This window comes from uncultured Maribacter sp., assembly GCF_947495965.1.
In the GTDB taxonomy this organism is placed as follows: domain Bacteria; phylum Bacteroidota; class Bacteroidia; order Flavobacteriales; family Flavobacteriaceae; genus Maribacter_B.
This window is the reverse complement of the sequence record NZ_CANMBB010000005.1, coordinates 140,867-160,747: the sequence shown is the minus strand read 5'-3', so window position 1 is coordinate 160,747 and position 19,881 is coordinate 140,867. Positions and strand designations below refer to the sequence as shown.

The 19,881-nt window shown below is 32.6% G+C and carries 21 protein-coding genes and 2 tRNA genes; 13 read left to right on the top strand and 10 right to left on the bottom strand.

All coding sequences use genetic code 11. The annotated features are described in order from the left end of the window. Positions 1–55 precede the first annotated feature (55 nt). The 5 genes from proS (at position 56) to Q0820_RS11640 (ending at position 3,243) form a co-directional block, all read left to right on the top strand. A complete protein-coding gene (gene proS, locus Q0820_RS11660; RefSeq protein WP_298487814.1) occupies positions 56–1,531 on the top strand; it encodes a proline--tRNA ligase in 1,476 nt (491 codons plus the stop codon). A gap of 77 nt (positions 1,532–1,608) precedes the next feature. Then, positions 1,609–1,680, top strand: a tRNA-Glu gene (locus Q0820_RS11655). 38 nt (positions 1,681–1,718) lie between these two features. Next, positions 1,719–1,790, top strand: a tRNA-Glu gene (locus tag Q0820_RS11650). Between the two features lie 47 nt (positions 1,791–1,837). Continuing rightward, positions 1,838–2,089, top strand: a complete 252-nt coding sequence (gene rpsT / locus Q0820_RS11645; protein ID WP_298487813.1) for a 30S ribosomal protein S20 — start codon at positions 1,838–1,840, stop codon at positions 2,087–2,089. A gap of 170 nt (positions 2,090–2,259) precedes the next feature. Further along, positions 2,260–3,243 carry a hypothetical protein gene (locus tag Q0820_RS11640; protein WP_298487812.1) on the top strand — a complete coding sequence of 328 codons (984 nt, stop codon included), beginning with the start codon at positions 2,260–2,262 and terminating at the stop codon, positions 3,241–3,243. Between the two features lie 85 nt (positions 3,244–3,328). Here Q0820_RS11640 and rho read toward each other — a convergent pair whose 3' ends face one another. Then, a complete protein-coding gene (rho, locus tag Q0820_RS11635) occupies positions 3,329–5,017 on the bottom strand; it encodes a transcription termination factor Rho (RefSeq protein ID WP_298487811.1) in 1,689 nt (562 codons plus the stop codon). Between the two features lie 203 nt (positions 5,018–5,220). Between rho and Q0820_RS11630 the strand changes: the two genes are divergently transcribed. After that, positions 5,221–5,631 carry a DUF4293 domain-containing protein gene (locus Q0820_RS11630; RefSeq protein ID WP_298487810.1) on the top strand — a complete coding sequence of 137 codons (411 nt, stop codon included), beginning with the start codon at positions 5,221–5,223 and terminating at the stop codon, positions 5,629–5,631. Between the two features lie 117 nt (positions 5,632–5,748). On the opposite strand, the gene Q0820_RS11625 is transcribed toward Q0820_RS11630, so the two are convergent. The 3 genes from Q0820_RS11625 to Q0820_RS11615 form a co-directional block, all read right to left on the bottom strand. Further along, positions 5,749–6,243, bottom strand: coding sequence for a VOC family protein (locus tag Q0820_RS11625; RefSeq protein ID WP_298487809.1), 495 nt, complete (start codon positions 6,241–6,243; stop codon positions 5,749–5,751). Between the two features lie 75 nt (positions 6,244–6,318). Beyond that, a complete protein-coding gene (locus Q0820_RS11620; protein WP_298487808.1) occupies positions 6,319–7,134 on the bottom strand; it encodes a helix-turn-helix domain-containing protein in 816 nt (271 codons plus the stop codon). 24 nt (positions 7,135–7,158) lie between these two features. Further along, positions 7,159–7,659 carry a hypothetical protein gene (locus Q0820_RS11615; protein ID WP_298487807.1) on the bottom strand — a complete coding sequence of 167 codons (501 nt, stop codon included), beginning with the start codon at positions 7,657–7,659 and terminating at the stop codon, positions 7,159–7,161. A 277-nt stretch (positions 7,660–7,936) separates the two neighbouring features. On the opposite strand from Q0820_RS11615, the gene Q0820_RS11610 reads away from it, so the two are divergent. Further along, positions 7,937–9,376 (top strand): IS1182 family transposase, encoded by a 1,440-nt coding sequence (locus Q0820_RS11610; protein ID WP_298487806.1) that lies wholly within the window; start codon positions 7,937–7,939, stop codon positions 9,374–9,376. Between the two features lie 221 nt (positions 9,377–9,597). Here the strand turns inward: Q0820_RS11610 and Q0820_RS11605 are convergent, their stop codons facing one another. From Q0820_RS11605 to Q0820_RS11595, 3 genes are all read right to left on the bottom strand, one after another. Next, complete coding sequence (locus Q0820_RS11605; protein WP_298487805.1) at positions 9,598–9,981, bottom strand: hypothetical protein; 384 nt, start codon at positions 9,979–9,981, stop codon at positions 9,598–9,600. A gap of 87 nt (positions 9,982–10,068) precedes the next feature. Beyond that, positions 10,069–11,670: a PIN-like domain-containing protein gene (locus tag Q0820_RS11600; RefSeq protein WP_298487804.1), complete on the bottom strand. Its 1,602-nt coding sequence runs from the start codon at positions 11,668–11,670 to the stop codon at positions 10,069–10,071. A 390-nt stretch (positions 11,671–12,060) separates the two neighbouring features. Continuing rightward, on the bottom strand, positions 12,061–12,555 hold the full coding sequence (locus Q0820_RS11595) for a metallophosphoesterase family protein (protein WP_298487803.1): 495 nt from the start codon (positions 12,553–12,555) through the stop codon (positions 12,061–12,063). 79 nt (positions 12,556–12,634) lie between these two features. Here Q0820_RS11595 and truA point away from each other — a divergent pair, with 79 nt between their 5' ends. Further along, complete coding sequence (gene truA / locus Q0820_RS11590; RefSeq protein WP_298487802.1) at positions 12,635–13,375, top strand: tRNA pseudouridine(38-40) synthase TruA; 741 nt, start codon at positions 12,635–12,637, stop codon at positions 13,373–13,375. A 1-nt stretch (position 13,376) separates the two neighbouring features. After that, entirely contained in the window at positions 13,377–15,143 is a 1,767-nt protein-coding gene (locus Q0820_RS11585; RefSeq protein WP_298487801.1) for an ABC transporter ATP-binding protein, read from the top strand. 3 nt (positions 15,144–15,146) lie between these two features. Here the strand turns inward: Q0820_RS11585 and Q0820_RS11580 are convergent, their stop codons facing one another. Together Q0820_RS11580 and Q0820_RS11575 are read right to left on the bottom strand one after the other, a co-directional pair. Next, positions 15,147–15,932 (bottom strand): diadenylate cyclase, encoded by a 786-nt coding sequence (locus Q0820_RS11580; RefSeq protein WP_298487800.1) that lies wholly within the window; start codon positions 15,930–15,932, stop codon positions 15,147–15,149. A gap of 83 nt (positions 15,933–16,015) precedes the next feature. Beyond that, positions 16,016–16,426 carry an Lrp/AsnC family transcriptional regulator gene (locus tag Q0820_RS11575; RefSeq protein ID WP_298487799.1) on the bottom strand — a complete coding sequence of 137 codons (411 nt, stop codon included), beginning with the start codon at positions 16,424–16,426 and terminating at the stop codon, positions 16,016–16,018. A 128-nt stretch (positions 16,427–16,554) separates the two neighbouring features. Between Q0820_RS11575 and Q0820_RS11570 the strand changes: the two genes are divergently transcribed. From Q0820_RS11570 to Q0820_RS11560, 3 genes are read left to right on the top strand one after another with little or no spacing between them, the layout of a single operon-like run. Continuing rightward, positions 16,555–17,010 (top strand): GNAT family N-acetyltransferase, encoded by a 456-nt coding sequence (locus Q0820_RS11570; protein WP_298487798.1) that lies wholly within the window; start codon positions 16,555–16,557, stop codon positions 17,008–17,010. Between the two features lie 39 nt (positions 17,011–17,049). After that, the gene (locus tag Q0820_RS11565; protein WP_298487797.1) at positions 17,050–17,979 is read left to right on the top strand and encodes a glyoxylate/hydroxypyruvate reductase A; all 930 of its coding nucleotides are present in this window, start codon (positions 17,050–17,052) and stop codon (positions 17,977–17,979) included. Between the two features lie 2 nt (positions 17,980–17,981). Further along, positions 17,982–18,395, top strand: a complete 414-nt coding sequence (locus Q0820_RS11560) for a VOC family protein (RefSeq protein WP_298487796.1) — start codon at positions 17,982–17,984, stop codon at positions 18,393–18,395. A 7-nt stretch (positions 18,396–18,402) separates the two neighbouring features. Here Q0820_RS11560 and folP read toward each other — a convergent pair whose 3' ends face one another. Continuing rightward, positions 18,403–19,230, bottom strand: a complete 828-nt coding sequence (gene folP / locus Q0820_RS11555) for a dihydropteroate synthase (RefSeq protein ID WP_298487795.1) — start codon at positions 19,228–19,230, stop codon at positions 18,403–18,405. Positions 19,231–19,332: 102 nt separating this feature from the next. Here folP and Q0820_RS11550 point away from each other — a divergent pair, with 102 nt between their 5' ends. Then, positions 19,333–19,881 carry a DUF1599 domain-containing protein gene (locus Q0820_RS11550; RefSeq protein ID WP_298487794.1) on the top strand — a complete coding sequence of 183 codons (549 nt, stop codon included), beginning with the start codon at positions 19,333–19,335 and terminating at the stop codon, positions 19,879–19,881.

Genomic DNA, 19,881 nt, shown 5'->3' with positions numbered 1-19,881 from the left:
TTTACCGAATTATTTTCAATAACATAAACACAAGTTTTGTGCCAAACTACATATAATGAGTAAAAAATTAACGAAGAGAAGCGAGGATTATTCTAAATGGTATAATGAACTTGTAGTAAAAGCCGATTTAGCAGAAAATTCAGGAGTTCGTGGGTGTATGGTTATTAAGCCATACGGTTACGCAATATGGGAAAAAATGCAAGCGGCATTAGATAAAATGTTTAAGGAAACCGGGCATGAGAATGCTTATTTTCCACTTTTTATACCAAAATCCTATTTAAGTAAAGAAGCTAGCCATGTAGAAGGTTTTGCTAAAGAGTGTGCTGTGGTAACGCATTACAGACTTAAAAATGCTGAAGATGGTTCTGGTGTTATTGTGGATCCAGAAGCTAAATTAGAAGAGGAATTAATAGTTAGGCCAACATCTGAAACTATTATTTGGGATACGTACCGTAAATGGATACAATCTTATAGAGATTTGCCATTATTAATAAACCAATGGGCAAATGTAGTGCGTTGGGAAATGCGTACGCGTCTTTTCTTAAGAACAGCAGAATTTTTATGGCAAGAGGGGCATACTGCGCACGCTACAGAAAAGGAGGCTATTGAAGAGGCGGAACAAATGATGCATGTATATGCAGATTTTGCCGAGAACCACATGGCTGTTCCTGTTATTAAAGGGGTAAAAACAGAAAGTGAACGTTTTGCTGGTGCTGTAGAAACGTATTGTATAGAAGCTTTAATGCAAGATGGTAAAGCCTTACAGGCAGGTACCTCTCACTTCTTGGGTCAAAATTTTGCAAAAGCTTTTGATGTTAAATTTGCTACTAAAGAAGGAAAAAAAGAACATGTATGGGCTACTTCTTGGGGCGTTTCTACACGTTTAATGGGGGCATTAATTATGACGCATAGTGATGATAGTGGTTTGGTGTTACCTCCTATGTTAGCTCCAATACAAGTTGTGATTGTTCCAATTTATAAAGGGATAGAGCAATTAGATGCTATTTCTGAAAAAGTAAACCCTTTAGTAAAAGAATTACGTGCAAAAGGGTTTTCTGTTAAGTTTGATAATAGAGATACACACAAGCCAGGATTTAAATTTAATGAGTACGAATTAAAAGGTGTTCCAGTACGTTTGGCAATTGGCCCTAGAGATTTAGAAAATGGTACTTATGAAGTTGCAAGAAGAGATACTTTTGAGAAAGAAACCGTTGCTGCTGATGCGGTAATTTCTAAAATTGAATTTTTGATGGAAGATATTCAGAAAAACATACATCAAAAAGCATTAAAACATAGAGAAGACCATATAACAGAGGTAGATACTTATGAAGAGTTTAAAGATGTTTTAGAAAACAAAGGAGGCTTTGTTTCTGTGCATTGGGATGGTACTACGGAAACAGAAGATAAGATAAAAGAAGAAACAAAAGCAACTATTCGTTGTATTCCTATGGATGCGAAAGAAGAAAATGGAGTAGATATAATATCTGGAAAACCCTCTAAAAGAAGGGTGTTATTTGCAAAAGCATATTAATTTTAAAAAAAAATAAGTACAGGTGTTGCGATAGTAAAAAATAATTGTATTTTTGCATCCGCATTTGCACAATGTATGGTCCGTTCGTCTAGGGGTTAGGACGCCAGGTTTTCATCCTGGTAACAGGGGTTCGATTCCCCTACGGACTACAAATAAGTTCTGAAATATTGAATTTAAATGTCTTAACGGTCCGTTCGTCTAGGGGTTAGGACGCCAGGTTTTCATCCTGGTAACAGGGGTTCGATTCCCCTACGGACTACAAAATTGGGATAATATCCCTAACAACAACATAATAATAAAAAGAAGATGGCAAATCACAAGTCAGCATTAAAGAGAATTAGAAGAAACGAGGCAGTACGTTTACGTAACAGATACCAACATAAAACAATGCGTAATGCATTAAGAAAGTTACGTGCACAAGAAACGAAGAAAGATGCTGAGGCACTTTTTCCTAGTGTTGTTAGTATGATAGATCGTTTAGCTAAGCGTAACATTATTCATTCTAATAAAGCAGCTAACTTAAAAAGTAAATTAGCAAAGCACGTAGCGGCTTTATAATTTACTCTTTTTATAAAATTTAAGAGCTCTAACCATTGGTTAGGGCTTTTTTTGTTTTCTGCTTTTAAAATTATAAATGTAGTATATAATACGATGCTTTTTAATCGTTAATGTTGTAAGGAGTTTACTCTTTTAAAGTAAAATGTATGCACCAAGACAAAAATAGTTTTATGGCAATAATTAAATTACTACTTGTATCTTTTGTCTTCCTAATGTTTTCATGTAGTAATGATTCTCAGGAGACTAGTATACCTAAGGAAGCAGATGTTACATTGCTTTATTCTAAGAACCCTAAGGGATATAATGAACTCTATAAATTGCATAAAGGAGAGGAAACACTTTTGTTAAGCGACTCAAAATATGATTTTTGGTGGCCTAAGGTAAGTCCAGATGCCTCTAAAATATTGGTATATAGGTCTGCTGTTAATCCAGAGAAAAACCATGATGATTATCTAAATGCAGAATTATTGGTTGTGAATATAGATGGGACTAATCCGCAAGTATTACTTCCTAAAAACGCTAACGGGTGGAATGCACAAGGAGTTTGTAGGTGGAATAAGGATGGAACAAAAATTTTAATGTGTGCTGAGGTGGAAACAAATGTAGGTTTGCAATGGCGTTTAGTAGAAACTAATGCTTTAGGCAAAAATCCTAAAATTTTGTCTAACCATTGGGCTATAGATTGTAATTATTCTACAGATAATTCTAGTGTTGTATTTATGGGTTTTGCTAATAATGAGCTTTCCTTTGATCTAACAAAATTAGAATTGCAAAAAGGAATTTATAATAAGGAAAGCAATATGGTAACCAATATAGTATCGCTTACACAAAATAGTACTCGTGATCATGACCCAGATTTTTCTCCAGATAATACTAAAATAGTTTTTTCTGGAGGTAATGCAGAATATAGTAATGTAGATTTACTGTTGTATGATTTGGTATCAAAAAAGGAATCTGTTTTGTTAGATAATGCTAATGCAAATGGTGGTAGTATGTGTTGGTCTCCAGATGGTAAGTATGTATACTTTCATAGTTTAGAAGTTTTTAAAACGCCATTCCGTATTAAAAAAATTAATGTGGATACTAAAGAAGTGCAAACTGTTATAGAAACTGCGGATAATAGTTATGGTTTTTATCATCCGGAAGCATATTAAAAATTTTATTAAGGAAAATAAAAATCCCTAGTAGAAATTTCTACTAGGGATTTTATATATAAATTATTTTAAATTCTTAAGACTATTATTGGTTCATAGTCATTAAGAACTCCTCGTTGTTTTTAGTTTGTTTAAAACGTTGTTCTATAAACTCCATAGCTTCTACAGGGTTCATATCTGCTAAATATTTACGCATAATCCACATACGTTGTATAGTGTCTTTATCTAACAGTAAATCGTCTCTACGTGTACTAGAAGAAGTAAGGTCAATTGCAGGGAATATTCTACGGTTAGATATTTTACGATCTAATTGTAATTCCATGTTACCAGTACCTTTAAATTCTTCAAAGATAACTTCATCCATTTTAGACCCAGTTTCTGTAAGTGCAGTAGCAATTATAGAAAGAGAACCACCGCCTTCAATGTTACGAGCCGCACCAAAGAAACGTTTTGGTTTGTTTAATGCGTTAGCATCTACACCACCACTTAATACTTTACCAGAAGCTGGTTGTACCGTGTTGTACGCACGTGCTAACCTTGTTATAGAATCTAATAAAATAACAACATCATGGCCACATTCTACTAAACGTTTTGCTTTTTCTAAAACTATATTGGCTATACGAACATGCTCTGAAGGTTCTTTGTCAAAAGTAGAAGCAACAACTTCTCCTTTTACATTACGTTGCATATCTGTAACTTCCTCAGGACGTTCATCTATTAATAATATAATTTGATAAACTTCTGGGTGGTTTGCAGCAATACCATTTGCAATATCTTTAAGTAACATTGTTTTACCAGTTTTTGGCTGAGAAACAATCATACCTCTTTGCCCTTTACCAATAGGAGAGAACAAATCTATAATACGCGTAGATATAGAACTTTGGCGTTCTGCTAATCTAAATTTTTCTTGAGGGAATAATGGCGTTAAATGCTCAAAAGAAACACGGTCTCTTACAATTTGAGGGTCTATACCATTAATTTTGTTTACTTTAATTAATGGAAAATATTTTTCTCCTTCTTTTGGAGGTCTTACGTTACCAAGAACAGTATCTCCAGTTTTTAAACCAAATAAACGAATTTGAGACTGTGATACATAAATATCATCAGGAGAAGATAAATAGTTATAATCAGAGGAACGTAAAAAACCGTACCCATCTTGCATTATATCTAAAACGCCTTCACTAGCAATAATACTATCAAATTCAAACTCTGGTTCTTTGTATCTATTTTTTAGATCCTTGTCAAAGTTGTTATTTTTTTCGTGCTTGTTAGGACGATTTCTTTGCGTATTTTGATTTTTATGTTGTGGCGTTTTTTTCTGAAAATCTTTCTTGTCGCCATTATTGTTTTGTACAGGTCTTGGTCTTGGTCTAGGCCTTTTTTCTTCTGTACTTTCCGTTTTAGTAGCTTCTGCTGCTTTAGGAGTATTTGTTGTTTCATTACTAGGAGCGGCAGTTTTTGCTTCTGTATCTTTAGCAGGTTCTACCACTTTTCTGGTAATTTTTGGTCTAGGTTTTCTTGCGGCAGGTTTTGCAGCAGGTTTTTCTTCTGTTGCTTCTGCTTCTGCTTTAGCTTTTGGCGCTGGAGCGGCTTTAGCTTTTGGTTCTGTTTTTATAACCTCGGCAGCAGCTTTAGGGTTGGCAGCTTGTACATCAAGAATTTGGTAAACCAAATCTAATTTTTTCTGTGTTTTGTATTTAGGAACATTTAATCCTTTTGCAATCTCTTGAAGCTCAGGGAGCTTTTTTGATTTTAAATCTGAAATCTCAAACATTAATTGTATAATAAATTAGTATGTCTTTTTTATGACTATTTTAAAGAAGTGTTGATACTTGGAAAATTTATTTGGGAAAAGAATTCCCGAAAAAAGGTAAGTATTTCTCAATAACGTAACAATAATACAAATTATTTTTAAGAATACGTGGTTATTTTTAAAAAAGACACCTATTTTTGCAAATAATAAAGGCAAGTTAGGGTATGATTCAGAGAATACAATCTGTTTATTTATTTATTGTTATCTTATTAAGTGGTGTATTACCATTTATATTCCCTTTATGGAAAGATGCCAAAGGAGTAGAATTTTTTGCAAAACAAGACGTTCTAATTGCAGTTGCATTTTATAGTATTGCAGCATTAGCGTTCATAGCCATTATGCTTTTTAAACAAAGAAAAAATCAATTTGTAGTAAACAGATTGAATATGATATTTAATATTTTTTTACTAGGATTTTTCGTTTATCGGTCGCTAAATTTATCCGGAGAAACTTTGGTTTCTGAGAAGGGTATTGGGATGTTGATTCCTGTATTTTCTATCGTTTTTTTAGTTCTTGCCAATAGAGCTATAAAAAAGGATGAAGATCTTGTAAAATCTGTAGATCGTTTACGTTAAACCTTATATCTTAGTAGTATTAGTGCGTTAAACCCGGGGTTGTTCCCGGGTTTTTTAATTTCTTATTTTCTTTTTTGATGGTATTAGGTATAATTTAGACTAAGACCTAAGGCAGGTTTAATTTGGAGAATGTAAACCAATTTTATTCCCTTCCGAGTCAAGGAATATTGCATAATACCCACTTTCGTCTGCGTGAAGTGATTTTGGAACCAATATTTTTCCGCCATTTTTTTCGACCTTGTCCAGAATTATTTGAAGATTATTACCTCCATTTAAATATATAGTTACACCATTGGCCGATGGGGTGTAGCCTTCCGCTTTCATAATAACTCCTGTAACCATTTGTCCTTCATAAGGGAATATTCCCATTTGCATTTCTGGGAATTCCATTTTTTCAATATTAATCTCTAAAATTGCTTTGTAAAAGTGGATTGCTCTTGTAATTTCTGTAGCAGGAATTTCAAAAATGGAAATAAAACTTTTCATGTTGTTTGTTTCTTGGGTTTCCTTTAAACTAAGTTGCTGGGTAGTGTTATTTAATTTGTCTTGACTTTTACAGCTTAAAATGCTGAAAGAAATAATAGCAGTACTTAAAAGTATTGTCCTTCTCATATTTTGTTGTTAAAGTTTGTGGTACAAATATTACGTTTTGTTATAAATTAAAATTGTAAAAATGCGACACTTTGTTTATTTATAAAAGAGTGCTGAGAGCATCATGTTTTCATTCCCTAAAAATTCTTTAGGGTTAACTCCTGTAAACTCTTTAAAGTCTTTTGTGAAATGAGATTGGTCAAAATAGTCACTTTGATATGCTATTTTGGTAAGGTTGTCAGTCTTTTTGTTTAACAACATTTTTAAGGCAGTTTGTAGTCGTATTACTTTGCCTAATTGTTTTGGGCTAACACCAATTTGTTGTTTAAAATTTCTTTCGAGTTGTCTTCTTTTAGACAAGTCCTCTTTTAGAATTGTTTTTATAGATTCTGTTCCATTGGATGATAAAAGAGCATCAACCGTTTGTTTTACAATAGTATCTATAGTTGTTTTGGTGTTTAGCTTTTTTAAAAGAAAGTTTTCTATAATAGAAATTCGTTGTTTGGTATCTGTTGCATTAATTATTTTTTGTTCCAATTCTTTAGCAGTACTCTCTCCAAACAATAATTTTAAGGGTGTTTCTTTATTTGCCAAATTTTTAATGGGCATAGTAACAAAATTAGCAAAACCATAAGGGTAAAAACGAATAGCAAAAGTATTTACATATCCAGTGGGTTTAATATAAAAGGGTTCAATGGTTTGCCCAAGAACCATTGCCCGAGGTTGCAGTATAAATTCATCTTCAGAAGTATATCGTTTAATATCGTCTCCAAGAATAAAAGCCATTTCAATACAACCATCTGGAATAATCCGTTGTTTTTCTGGGTCTTTTTGTATAGGAACTTCCAAAGTCCAGTAACAACTTATAAGAGATTCTAAATCTGAGTGTGGTTTAAATGTTTGGTAGTTCATTGGTAGGATAAAAGTTTTTTATTCTTAATATCGTTCACTTTTTTTCAATGTCCAAACATTTAAAACTCTAGTTTTAAGGCTGTTTGTGGTGTTTGGCTCCACAATTTCCATTGCAACAATTGCCTTTAGGGCTATTTTGTACTTTTTGCTTTCTAATAAATAACCATCCACATACACCTCCGTTTGCTTATCTAAACCAAAAAACTCATTTAGTTCCCATTGTGTTTTAGAGGTAAGTTTTTCTTTTAAATCTATAAATAATATTCCTAGTTCTGTTTGGTTATAATAGTCGGCAGTTTCTCTATTTGGTTTGTCTATTAAAACAGATAGTTGCTCCACTTTATCTTTTACTTCTTGTTCTGTATTTCCTAAACTTTTAAATATAGATTCATTACCAATTACATTTTTGTTGAATATATAGCTTAGATTTTTAGTTTTTGCTTGTGGTAATTTAATATATGCGTCTTGTGAAAATACATTTAAGGAGACCAATAAAACGAATAAGAAGCCTGTAATTTTTTTCATTGTATAAAATGTGTAAATATTTCTATATAAGAGTAGTATAAGAATAAAAAGCACTTTTGTTTTCGTCTTTGTACTTAGTTATAATTGTTTGTTTGCATTTTTTTTGTTGTTTAAAATCTCAAATTTGAATATTTCCCTAACGGGTAATTTTCAATTTGGCGACTTTATAAAATTACACAAGCTTATTAATGAACACCAAACCAACGCATTAATTATAGGTTATGTGCCTGTTGCACAAGTCATTTGCTAAAAATAGTAAAAATGATTAACTTTATTTATGCAGGGTAAAAAAGATTATCAAGAGAAGCTTTTCAATAGTTTTCAGTTGAGTGAGCGTGTCCCCGAGACGAATTTCTACAGGCGTTTAAAAGGAGTTTTAGATTTACATTTTCTATATAAGCTTACTAGAGAATATTATGGAGAAAGCGGTCAAAAGAGTATAGACCCTGTAGTATTTTTTAAGTTTTGTTTAGTGGGTTATTTAGAAAATCTTATTAGTGACCGTAAGCTGATATCGCATTGTTCTATGCGTTTGGATATTTTGTATTTCCTAGGTTATGATATAGATGAAGAATTACCATGGCATAGCACTATAAGTAGAACGCGTCAACTATTTCCAGCATCTGTATTTGAAGCAGTATTTACGAATATTTTACAGTTGTGTGTAGACAAAGGAATGGTAAGTGGTCACACGCAAGCCATAGATTCAGCACCTGTAAAGGCCAATGCCAGTATGGATACTTTGGAGCTCAAAGTACCAGAGCAAGATTTGGAAGAACATCTAAAAAAGATACGAGCGATAAGTTCTATGGACAAAGAAGTGCCTCATCGTAAATCTAAGAACGACAAATCGGATACATCACAGCGTAGTGTGACAGCCAGTGAGAAAGAGTTGGGAGCAATCGCAAGCAGAAATAAGAAGTGGTCCAAAGCGCAAGACCAAAGACCAGGTGCAGGCAATAAAGGCTCTAAATATACGAGTAATAAGACACATTACAGCCCTACGGATCCAGATGCTAGAATTAGCGTAAAGCCAGGTAAGGCAAGAAAGTTAAATTACTTGAGTCAACTCAGTGTAGATACAGCCCATCATGTGATAACAGACATTAGAGCGTACCATGCGGATGGTAAGGATAACCAACAACTGCCGGATATTGTAAATCGCTTACAAAGTCGTTTATGGCAACAGGGCTTGTATTGGGAGAACTGCGTAGCAGATACAGGATATAGTAGTGGAGAGAATTATGCATTTTTAGAAACCCAAGGTTTACAGAGTTTCATTCCACCGCACGGTACATACAAAGGCGGGCCAACAGACTTCATTTACAATGAAATAGAAGATAACTATACCTGCCCACAAGGTAAGGTAATACCCTTTACCAAAATATTTAGCGACTACCGTACAGGCACAAAGAAGAAGGAGTACCGCGCAAGAAAACATGTCTGTATTGCTTGTCCATTAAAAACAAGATGTTTGGGCAAGAGTGCTCAGGAGAAGAAGTTTAGTGTTACCTACTATAGAGCAGAATATGAGCGTAATATAAAGCGAGTAAATAGTCCACAAGGCAGATATATGAAAGGCAAGCGCCAGAGTACGGTAGAGCCCGTTTTTGGCACTTTAACCCAGTTTATGGGCATGCGTAAAATAAATACCATAGGTATTAAACAGGCCAACAAGGTGATGCATCTATCCGCGATAGCTTACAATCTCAAGTAGTATCTCAAATTTGAACAAAAACGTTCCAATAGTGGGCTAGGACAGCGTGCTTTTATTATAAATATCAAAAGGACGTTTCAGAACCTATTTTTGATAGATGTAAGACCATCAAAACTTAGTCTAAGCTAGGAATATTACAAAAATAAAGCCTCTTAGTGAGGCTTATAGTAGTACTATATTTTATGAATTAATGGCTTGTGCAACGGTTACTTATGTTGGTATTAGTTATTTTCTTTTATCCTAGTCAATAAAAACTCACCTAGCCCAAGTTTTAGGGATAATTCATTCTCTGATGATTGTAAAATTTTCAACTCCTGTGGCCCACCTTCAATACCTGTTAGAACTAGAGTTTTAGAATCCATAATTAATTTCCATTCACCACTTGTTTTTTCTCCCATAATATAACTACTAAATTTTCCATTGGAATTAAACTCAAATTTCCATTTTCCAATTACTTGCGTATTTAAAGTTTCTAAACCAGCTTCATCAATATTTTTATTTAATGCTTTTGCAAACACCCAATTCCCTATTATTGAATCCGGTTTTTGCGCATAAATGTTTATAGATATAGTTAGGAATGCTATTAAGGATATTATTTTTTTCATTTTTTTGCATTAGGTACAACGTACCGGTTATGAAGCGTTGCTGTCCCGTAGGGCAGCTATGATTTTTTAGCCATTATTAGGCATTCGTTATTTTATTTCAAAGCCTTCTGCTTCGAGTTCATCTAATTCTTGTTGACTAAAATGGTCTAAAATTAGACTCATTAATTCCTCCTCTTTTCTTCTTTTAAGAACCCAAGTGTAAAGGTCACTACCCATTTCTCTATCATTCGTAGACCATTTTCCTCTTGGGTTAGCTTTATAGTTATACCTGAATTCTTTCCAATCATCAACTCTGTCCTTAATTTTAGTAGGAATTTCCCAATATCTTTCTTCATCAAATTTTAGCTCCCAAACTTGATTTAATTGCTCTATTGTTTCTTCTGTCAAATCTTCTTTTTTAGGAGCGACAATCTGATTAAACCAATTCTGATAATTTACTTTGAGTGGTTCATCATCCGCAGCTAACTGTCTGATAAATCTTTTTGTTGAAGCTTCAGGAGTTCTTCCACGTAAGTTATAATCAAATCCGAGATCTTCGATTTCAGCTCTTATATCAAGCTTTTTATCTTTTTTATTCGCTTGAACTATTCCTACAAGCCATGTACCAAGAGATTTACCTTCGTATTTATACCTATGATTTGCTCTAACGTCTTCATCGCAGTCTAATGCATCTTGAAGTAGGTTGAGCCATTCTTGGTCAATGTTACTAATATTGACATTTTGAATTTCTTCAATTACATCATCTGAAACTTCAGTATTTAGGTATTGATTTGACTTATAGATTAAATTGTCAATAGTATAGAACCAAATCTTTTGGCCGCTCTTATCCTTGAACTCATACAAGAGTTCGTGTCTTGGAACATTGCTATTCTGACCATATCCATCTTGCTGCCACCAATCTTCCTTTACATCATTAGTGACAAAGATTATTGGTCTCTGTTCTTTCTTTGCGTAGTCAATTACTTGAAACCAGAGCAATAAATCGCCATACATCTGGAAACCTATCTTGTCTTTTTCATCTTTATACCCTGGAGGTATTTCATTTTCATATCTAAATCGCCCCTCTTTTATAATCTCTAGCATTTCCTCATAAGCATAGACTTTTCCATGAGTGAAATATCTGTCTAACCTTTCTCTAAAGTTATCGGATGAAGTTTTTTCATCTAAATCCTTAATTTTCTTTTCTATTTGGTTTTGAATGTTATTGAGTAGGTTTTGGTAACCCTCATTTAAAATCTCAATGTTTGCTTCAAATACTTTAAGTACCTCTTTAAATTCGGTAATACTTTTTTGTTCTATGTGCGGGTGTTTGTCGTCTTTTATTGTTCTTTCCGAAAGGGTCTTTATTTGTCCCTTAATTGAACTTGAGTTTTTTCTAATTAGGTCAAGATAACTTTGTACAGTGCTTAAATATCCCCCATCTTTTTTTTCGCTTTTAATTAAGCTTAGATATTCACCTTTAGGTTTGGTAATTACTTTTTCTCGATTTTTTTCGAATTCATAAATAACTTGGGCTGGGAGCCATAGACGTCCTTTGAGTGCTTCAAATACCTTGTTAAAATACTCTTCAGAAATTCTTTCTGTGTAACCATAAAAACTCAATAAAGCAGAAGAGTCAAAAACAATGTGACCGTTTTCAAACAGTTTTTTTTCGTCCTCTTCATTTAGTCTAAATATTGAGTCTTCCATTTTGTTTTAATTTCGCCTAACTCCCGAATAACAGGAGTTTTAATAGTTACTATTTAATATACTAGGGGAGCGCCTCAAAAATAAAAGAAGATATAGTATAAACTACATTTGTTTGTAAGAAATTATTAACAGGTATTTAAAAAGTTGTTTAGATAACGGCTTTGTATACTAGCTGTAGCTGGTAGTATATTTTAAACATATGTGCTATTTTTTAGATAATACGTATCCTTGTATTGTAGGTTTAAAAAGTACCTTGTCAAAGTAAAATGTAAGTAATGGTTAATACACACAAAATAGAAAAGTATAAAATAAAAGCTTTGGTATATGCTACAATTTATTTGGTGTTAATTGCAGTAGTAAGCTTGGTATAATTTTGTGGTATTCTAAAATTTAACGCTTTCCTATTTCAATTACTTCTAAATCTTTTATTTGGTCCCCGTTAATAACAAACCTAAGCATGGTACGCATTTGGTGAAAACCATGTTTGCCACAAGCACCAGGGTTCATATGTAGCACCCCAAGTTTTTTATCCATCATAACTTTTAAAATATGAGAATGCCCAGAAATAAATATTTTAGGCGGGTTTTGCTTTATAATATCGCGTGTTCTTATGTTGTATTTAGGAGGGTACCCACCAATATGGGTCATGTACACATCTACCCCTTCGCACATAAAACGGTTGTTTTCTGGAAACTCTTTTTGTAGTACATGGTCGTCTATATTACCATGAACAGCCCGTAGTGGTTTTATTTTCTGTAAGGCATCGGTAACTTCTAGGGAGCCAATATCTCCGGCATGCCAAATTTCATCGGCCTGTTTTGCGTATTTTAAAATGGTATCATCTATATGAGAATGTGTGTCTGAAAGAAGTAAAATTTTTGTCAAAGTATATGCTAATTTTTAAATACTGCAAAAATGGGTTATAAAAAGTATCTTTGTAGCTTTACAAAATTAGCCTATTCTTTTGAGATTTTTTATTCAATTTTCATACTTCGGGAAACAGTATCACGGATGGCAACGCCAACCAAATGCTATTACGGTACAAGAGGTGCTAGAAAAAGCAATGAGCACTATACTAAACCAAACCATAGTTTTAACAGGTGCTGGTAGAACAGATGCAGGGGTGCATGCAAAGCAAATGTATGCGCATTTTGATATAGCGTCTTTAGAAATTGAAAATTTAGAATATAAATTAAACTCTTATTTACCAGAAGATATAGCTGTGCAAAAGATAGTAGCTGTACAGCACGATGCACATGCTAGGTTTAATGCCACGGCACGTACCTATGAATATTGGATTAGGCAAGAGAAAGACCCTTTTGCTAGTGATACGGCACATTATATAAAACAGCCTTTAGATATTGCAGCAATGAATACTGCTGCTAAAATTTTACTTATGGAAGAAGATTTTGAGTGCTTTTCTAAAAGTAATACCGATGTGTATACCTATTTGTGTGCTATAACCAGGGCAGAATGGACACAGAATAAAGAGAATTTGGTATTTACAATTACGGCAAATAGGTTTCTTAGAAATATGGTTAGAGCCATTGTTGGTACCCTTTTAGAGGTAGGAAAAGGTAAACTAACGGTTAAAGATGTTAATACTATTATAAAAAGTAAGGATAGGGCTAATGCTGGCGTTTCTGTACCCGCAAAAGGGTTATATTTGACCCAAGTTTTATACCCAAAAGCAATTGTAGAGTAGTATGGATAAAGATTCCGGAAAAGCATTTGACAAAAGCCTTTTTAATAGATTAATGAGCCACACCAAGCCCTATAGGGTTACTTTTTATGGTGTTGCGCTTGCAGCAATATTAGTATCTGTTTTTGCTGTAATGACCCCTATGCTAGTAGGGCGTGTTATTAATGATGGGATAAAAGCAAAAGATGCAGATTTATTAGGAATTTATATACTTGCATTAGTAGGAGTGCTTATAGCGCAAGTAACTTGCCAACTACTGTTTAATTATTATGCTAACTGGTTAGGAGAATCTGTAATAAAAGATATTAGAGTAAACCTTTTTAAAAAGATGCTAGGCTTTAAAATGCAGTATTTTGATACTTCTTCTTTAGGGGTTTTAGTAACGCGCGCCGTAGCAGATATGCAGCGTATTGGAGAAATTTTTAGCCAAGGTTTTTTTGTTATTGTGGCCGATGTATTAAAGATGCTAGCTGCCGCAGTAGTTATGCTATACCTTAACTGGAAATTGGCACTTATTGTTTTTGCTTTAATGCCAATAATATTATACGCAACACGTGTTTTTCAAAAAGCAATGAAAGTAGCTTTTAATGAGGTAAGAACACAGGTATCTAATTTAAACTCTTTTGTACAAGAGCGTATTACGGGTATGAAAATTGTGCAGCTTTTTACAAGAGAGAAAATAGAGAGTGCTAAGTTTAGAGACATAAATGAAAAGCATAAAAATGCATGGTTAAAAACGGTTTGGTATAACTCTATCTTTTTTCCTATTGCAGAAATTGTTTCTTCTATAGCAATAGGTCTTGTAGTTTGGTTTGGAATTTTACAAAATGTAGTACATATAGGAGCAAATGAAGTTGGTGATGTTTTTGCTTTTTTCTTTCTAATAGATTTGTTATTTAGACCGTTACGCCAAATTGCAGATAAATTTAACACCCTACAAATGGGAATGGTTGCTGCTAATAGAGTGTTTAAAATATTAGATACAGATAGTAATATTGCTAATACCGGTACTATTGAAAAGGAAGATGTAAAGGGCGATATTTCTTTTAAAAATGTACATTTTAGTTATGTAGAAGAGGAAGAGGTATTACACGGTATTTCTTTTGATGTAAAAGCAGGAGAAACTGTTGCTATTGTTGGGGCTACAGGCGCAGGAAAATCTACCATCATTAATTTACTAAATAGATTTTATGAAATTAATTCTGGAGCTATTTTAATAGATGGTATAGATATTAAAGACTTTAAATTACCTTCTTTAAGAGCAAAAATAGCAGTAGTATTACAAGATGTTTTTCTTTTTGCAGATACCATAGAGAATAATATTTCTTTAAAAGAAAAATTGGTTACGATAGACAAAATAGAAGCAGCTGCCAAAGAAATAGGGGTGCATGATTTTGTTACTAGTTTGCCTGGTGGTTATAGTTATGATGTAAAGGAACGTGGTGCAATGCTATCTAGCGGACAAAGACAATTAATAGCTTTTTTAAGGGCTTATGTAAGTAATCCTAGTATTTTAATTTTAGACGAAGCAACGTCTTCTGTAGATACCTACTCGGAGCAATTAATACAAAGAGCTACAGAAAAAATTACCGAAGGTAGAACCTCAATTATTATAGCGCACCGTTTAGCAACGATAAAACAAGCCGATAAAATTATTGTAATGGAGGCTGGTAAAATTGTAGAGACTGGTACACATAAAGAGTTACTAAATGCAAATGGCTATTATAGTAATTTGTACGAAGCACAATTTTTATCGGAAGAAGTAGCGTAGTTATTATACTAAGTCTTCTTTAATCATTTCTATAAGTTCCTGGGTGTCTTTGTAAAGAATAAATTCTCCGTTTTTAATATAAGAAATAAGACCAGTTTCTTCGCTAACAACAATAGCAAGTGCATCTGTTTTTTCGGTAATACCAACAGCAGCTCTATGTCTTAATCCAAAACGTAAAGGAATATTACGCTCATTAGAAACTGGTAATATAACACGAGTAGCAACAATGTAATTACCAGAGACAACGGCAGCACCATCGTGTAAAGTGCTATTTTTATAAAATATACTTTCTACTATTGGCTGATTAATTTCTATGTGCATGGTATCTCCAGAAGATTTTACAAAATCTAAAGAGTTGTTGCGCTCTAAAACTATAATTGCTCCAGTTTTAGTGGTTGCCATTTTATCGCAAGCACTTATAAGGCCGTCTACATTTACATTTGTAGAAAGACTCTCTTGTTTTAAGAATTTAAAATGCTTTACAAAGTTTCGTTTGTTAGAAAAATTGGTAGAACCAATCATTAAAAGGAATTTTCGTATTTCTTGCTGAAAAACTATAATAAGCGCAATTAAACCAACTTGCATAAAAGCACCAACCATGCTACTTATCATTTCCATGCCAAGAAGTTCCGTAAGTTTCCAGAAAGCCCAGACTATAACAATACCAATAAAAATATTTATGGCTACAGAACCTCGAATTAATTTATAAATATAATAGAGCAGAATAGCCACTAAGATAATATCTATAATGTCTGTTATTCTTAAGTCTATAAAATTTAAAAAATCCAATGGATAATCGTTTTTGTAAAATTAGGGAAAATAAAATCTATTATTAGTGTAACGCTATTTTTTCTAAAATGCTATGTTAAGAACTAAATTTCTGATAAAATAAGAAATGTATTCGTATCTCCAAAAACCATAAGTTGGTCTAAAAGTTTTTGTAAAGCAATTTGGTTCTTTAATACTACTTTTAAATGTATGTTCTGGCTACCAGTAATTCTATGTGCTTCTTTAACTTCTGGAAAATCTTTAATTATTTCTAGAATATGTTTTAGTTGGCCTGGAAAAATTTTAAGTAAAATAAAGGCTTCTAAATCATAACCTAGTTTTTTATTGTCTATAGTAATACTATACTTTTGTATAATTCCTGTGTCTTCCATTTTCTGAACACGTTCTCTTACTGCAGAAGGAGATAGATTTATTTTTCTTCCTAAATCTGCAAAAGACAATCTAGAATTGTCTTTTAAAAAGCGCAATAATTGCATATCAATAGCATCAACCATGGAATCTGTCTTAATTTACTTAAAAATAAACTTTTTACGGTTAATTTTCATGTTTTAACCAATGAATCTGTTTTATGTTATTTAGGATTCAACATACCTTTGCTTTTAAATTTTTGATAGTAGAAAAAATGATAACAGTTAAAAGAACAGATTCTAATAATCAAGATTTTCGAAAATTGGTTAAAGAATTAGATGTGGATTTAGGAATTTATTATAAAGGAGAAAAGTCTTTTTATAATAAACTAAATACTATTAGTCCTATTAAACATGTGGTGGTTGCTTATGATGAAAATGATATTCCAGTTGGTTGTGGTGGAATTAAAGAATTTTCTAAAAATGAAGTGGAAATTAAAAGAATGTTTGTTCCTACGGCATACCGTGGAAATGGAATAGCTACTATAGTTTTAAAAGCATTGGAAAAATGGAGTTTAGAGTTAGGGTTTACAAAATGTATATTAGAAACTTTAAAAGAAAAGCCTTACGCTATTGCATTTTATGAGAAGAACAATTACCAGAAATTTCCAAATTTTGGAGAATATGTAAAGGCAGAAAATAGCATCTGTTTTAAAAAAGAATTAAAATGAAAAGTGGCTACTAGCTATGCTTCCTAAAATATATTAGTAATGAGTATACTTTTAATTTTTGAAAATAAGAACCCTGATCCTTGGTATACATTATTAAAAGAAAAATTACCAGAGGTAACCATAGAAGTTTATCCAGAGGTGAAAGATGCTTCTTTGGTAGATTTTATAGTATGTTGGAAACCTAAAAAAGACATATTTAATAAATATCCAAATGTAAAAGTAGTACAGTCTGTAGGGGCTTCTATAGATCATATAACTAATACGCAAACGCTGCAGCCAAATACTGTAGTTACTAGAATTATTGATACTAAACTAACGCAAGATATGTGGGAGTTTCTAGCGGCAGTAGTTTTAGGAGAACTTAAGAATATAAGCCTTTATTTAGCCCAACAAAAAGAAAAAAAGTGGAAGCAGCATAGGTATGCTTCTTTTAAAGATGTTACAGTAACAATACTTGGTTTGGGTAGTATAGGAGGGTATGTGGCTCAGAATTTTTCTGGTCTTGGTTTTAAAGTAAAGGGTTGGAGTAATTCTAAAAAACAGCTTTCTGGTGTTACTAGTTTTCATGGAAAAGAAGGGTTTAAGGATTGTTTAAGGGATACTAATTTTTTAATTAACCTTTTGCCTTTAACCAAAGAGACAAGAGATATTTTAAATACGGACACACTTGGAAGTTTAGCCACTAATGCATATTTAATTAATGTAGGTAGAGGAGAACATTTGGTCGAGGAAGATTTACTGCAACTATTAAATTCTTCTATGTTATCTGGCGCCTTGTTAGATGTTTTTAGAGAAGAACCATTACCAGAAAAACATCCATTTTGGGAACATGAGAGAATTAAAATTACGCCACACATAGCTAGTCTTACTAATATAGAAAGTGCTGCAGAACAAATTATAGAGAACTATCAGAATTTTTTAAACAAAAAAAACTTAGTAAATGTAGTTTCATTAAAAAAAGGATATTAAGTATGGATACAGTTTTTCATTTTGCATTTAAAGTAAAAGATATAGAGAGTACTATTTTGTTTTATCAAGATATTTTGGGGTGTTCTTTAGGAAGACAAACTAAAGATTGGGTCGATTTTAATTTTTTTGGACATCAACTTTCGGCACATGTCTCTAAAGATATTTCGGATTTAGATTATTGTGGTAAGGTAGAAAATCTTAAAGTTCCTATTCCTCATTTTGGATGTATTTTAGAAAAGGAAGAGTTTAAAAAAATACAAGAAAAAATGGAAAGTAAAGACATTACTTTTTTAGTGAAACCCCAAACTAGATATAAAGGCAAAAAAGGAGAACAACAGACTATGTTTGTGTTAGATTATAGTAATAATGCACTAGAGTTTAAAAGCTTTGAGAGTAATGCTGCTATTTTTGAATAAGCTATTTCTAGTTTTTATTTAAAGCATTAAATAATTGAACACATTCCACAGCTTCTTTAACATCGTGTACTCGTAAAATATTGGCTCCATGGTTTAAACATACCATGTTTAGCGCCGTAGTTCCATTTAGTGCATTTTTAGCATCGGTCTTTAGTGTTTTGTAAATCATAGACTTTCTACTTAGTCCCGCTAAAATAGGAGCATCTAGGTTTTGTAGTAAATCTAACTTATTTAGAAGTTCATAATTTTGTTCTACGGTTTTTGCAAAACCAAAACCAGGGTCAATAATAATATCGTTAATACCAGCTTCCTTAGCTTTATATATTTGTTCCGAAAAATAAAAAATAATATCTTTTATTAAATTATCATAAGTGGTGTTTTGCTGCATATTTTGTGGAGTGCCACGCATATGCATTAAAATATAAGGTATTTTCAATTCGGCAACGGTTGTAAACATATTAGGGTCTAATTTTCCGCCAGAAATATCGTTTACTATAGCAGCGCCAGCTTCTACGCATGCTTTAGCAACAGAACTTCTAAAAGTATCTATAGATAAAATACAATTAGGAAAAGCGCTTTGTATTTGAGTAACAATAGGCAGTATACGTGCTAACTCTTCTTCTTCGGAAACAGGATTTGCTCCAGGTTTAGAGCTGTAAGCGCCAATATCTATAAAAGTAGCGCCATCTTGCAGCATTTTATTGGTTTGTAAAAGGGCATCTTCTATATTTTTAAACTTACCACCATCAAAAAAAGAGTCTGGAGTAACATTTAAAATACCCATAATTTTGGGAGTAGATAAATCTATAAGGTTTTCGTTACAATTAATAGTCATTTTACTAAATAATAGCGTTGTAATTACTTGACAAAGAAAGATTAAATCGAGAACTTTGACGTTTACAATATTTTAAGCGAAATTTACGGAAATTAGATTTACATGCAGCATACTTCGGAGCAATATAATGAGGTTATAAAAATTTGTAGAGATTTATTTCAGAAAAAGATGAAAGATTACGGCAGCGCATGGCGTATTCTTAGACTTTCATCTTTAACAGACCAAATTTTTATAAAGGCACAAAGAATACGAAGTTTACAACAAAACTCGGTTCGTAAAGTAGATGAGGGAGAAGCTTCAGAATTTATTGGCATAATTAATTATAGTATTATGGCATTAATTCAATTAGAACTTGGTGTGGTAGAACAACCAGATTTGCAGTTAGAAAAAGCAGTAGCTCTTTATGATAAACATATTTCGGAAACGAAAACGTTGATGGAAAATAAAAATCATGATTATGGAGAAGCTTGGAGAGATATGCGTGTAAGCTCTTTAACCGATTTAATTTTGCAAAAACTATTGCGTGTAAAACAAATAGAAGATAATAAAGGGAAAACTATAGTTAGCGAGGGTATAGATGCTAATTACCAAGATATGGTTAATTATGCAGTATTTGCTATGATTCATATTAACGAAAACAAGGCTAAATAA

Coding starts and splice junctions, on each gene's coding strand:
- Q0820_RS11620 (WP_298487808.1), bottom strand. CDS start 7,134: ATGAACTACCAAACATTTAAACCACACTCAGATTTAGAATCTCTTATA.
- Q0820_RS11585 (WP_298487801.1), top strand. CDS start 13,377: ATGGATAAAGATTCCGGAAAAGCATTTGACAAAAGCCTTTTTAATAGA.
- proS (WP_298487814.1), top strand. CDS start 56: ATGAGTAAAAAATTAACGAAGAGAAGCGAGGATTATTCTAAATGGTAT.
- Q0820_RS11575 (WP_298487799.1), bottom strand. CDS start 16,426: ATGGTTGATGCTATTGATATGCAATTATTGCGCTTTTTAAAAGACAAT.
- Q0820_RS11605 (WP_298487805.1), bottom strand. CDS start 9,981: ATGAAAAAAATAATATCCTTAATAGCATTCCTAACTATATCTATAAAC.
- Q0820_RS11565 (WP_298487797.1), top strand. CDS start 17,050: ATGAGTATACTTTTAATTTTTGAAAATAAGAACCCTGATCCTTGGTAT.
- folP (WP_298487795.1), bottom strand. CDS start 19,230: ATGACTATTAATTGTAACGAAAACCTTATAGATTTATCTACTCCCAAA.
- Q0820_RS11610 (WP_298487806.1), top strand. CDS start 7,937: ATGCAGGGTAAAAAAGATTATCAAGAGAAGCTTTTCAATAGTTTTCAG.
- Q0820_RS11625 (WP_298487809.1), bottom strand. CDS start 6,243: ATGAGAAGGACAATACTTTTAAGTACTGCTATTATTTCTTTCAGCATT.
- Q0820_RS11615 (WP_298487807.1), bottom strand. CDS start 7,659: ATGAAAAAAATTACAGGCTTCTTATTCGTTTTATTGGTCTCCTTAAAT.
- rho (WP_298487811.1), bottom strand. CDS start 5,017: ATGTTTGAGATTTCAGATTTAAAATCAAAAAAGCTCCCTGAGCTTCAA.
- rpsT (WP_298487813.1), top strand. CDS start 1,838: ATGGCAAATCACAAGTCAGCATTAAAGAGAATTAGAAGAAACGAGGCA.
- Q0820_RS11600 (WP_298487804.1), bottom strand. CDS start 11,670: ATGGAAGACTCAATATTTAGACTAAATGAAGAGGACGAAAAAAAACTG.
- Q0820_RS11550 (WP_298487794.1), top strand. CDS start 19,333: ATGCAGCATACTTCGGAGCAATATAATGAGGTTATAAAAATTTGTAGA.
- Q0820_RS11570 (WP_298487798.1), top strand. CDS start 16,555: ATGATAACAGTTAAAAGAACAGATTCTAATAATCAAGATTTTCGAAAA.
- Q0820_RS11630 (WP_298487810.1), top strand. CDS start 5,221: ATGATTCAGAGAATACAATCTGTTTATTTATTTATTGTTATCTTATTA.
- Q0820_RS11560 (WP_298487796.1), top strand. CDS start 17,982: ATGGATACAGTTTTTCATTTTGCATTTAAAGTAAAAGATATAGAGAGT.
- Q0820_RS11640 (WP_298487812.1), top strand. CDS start 2,260: ATGGCAATAATTAAATTACTACTTGTATCTTTTGTCTTCCTAATGTTT.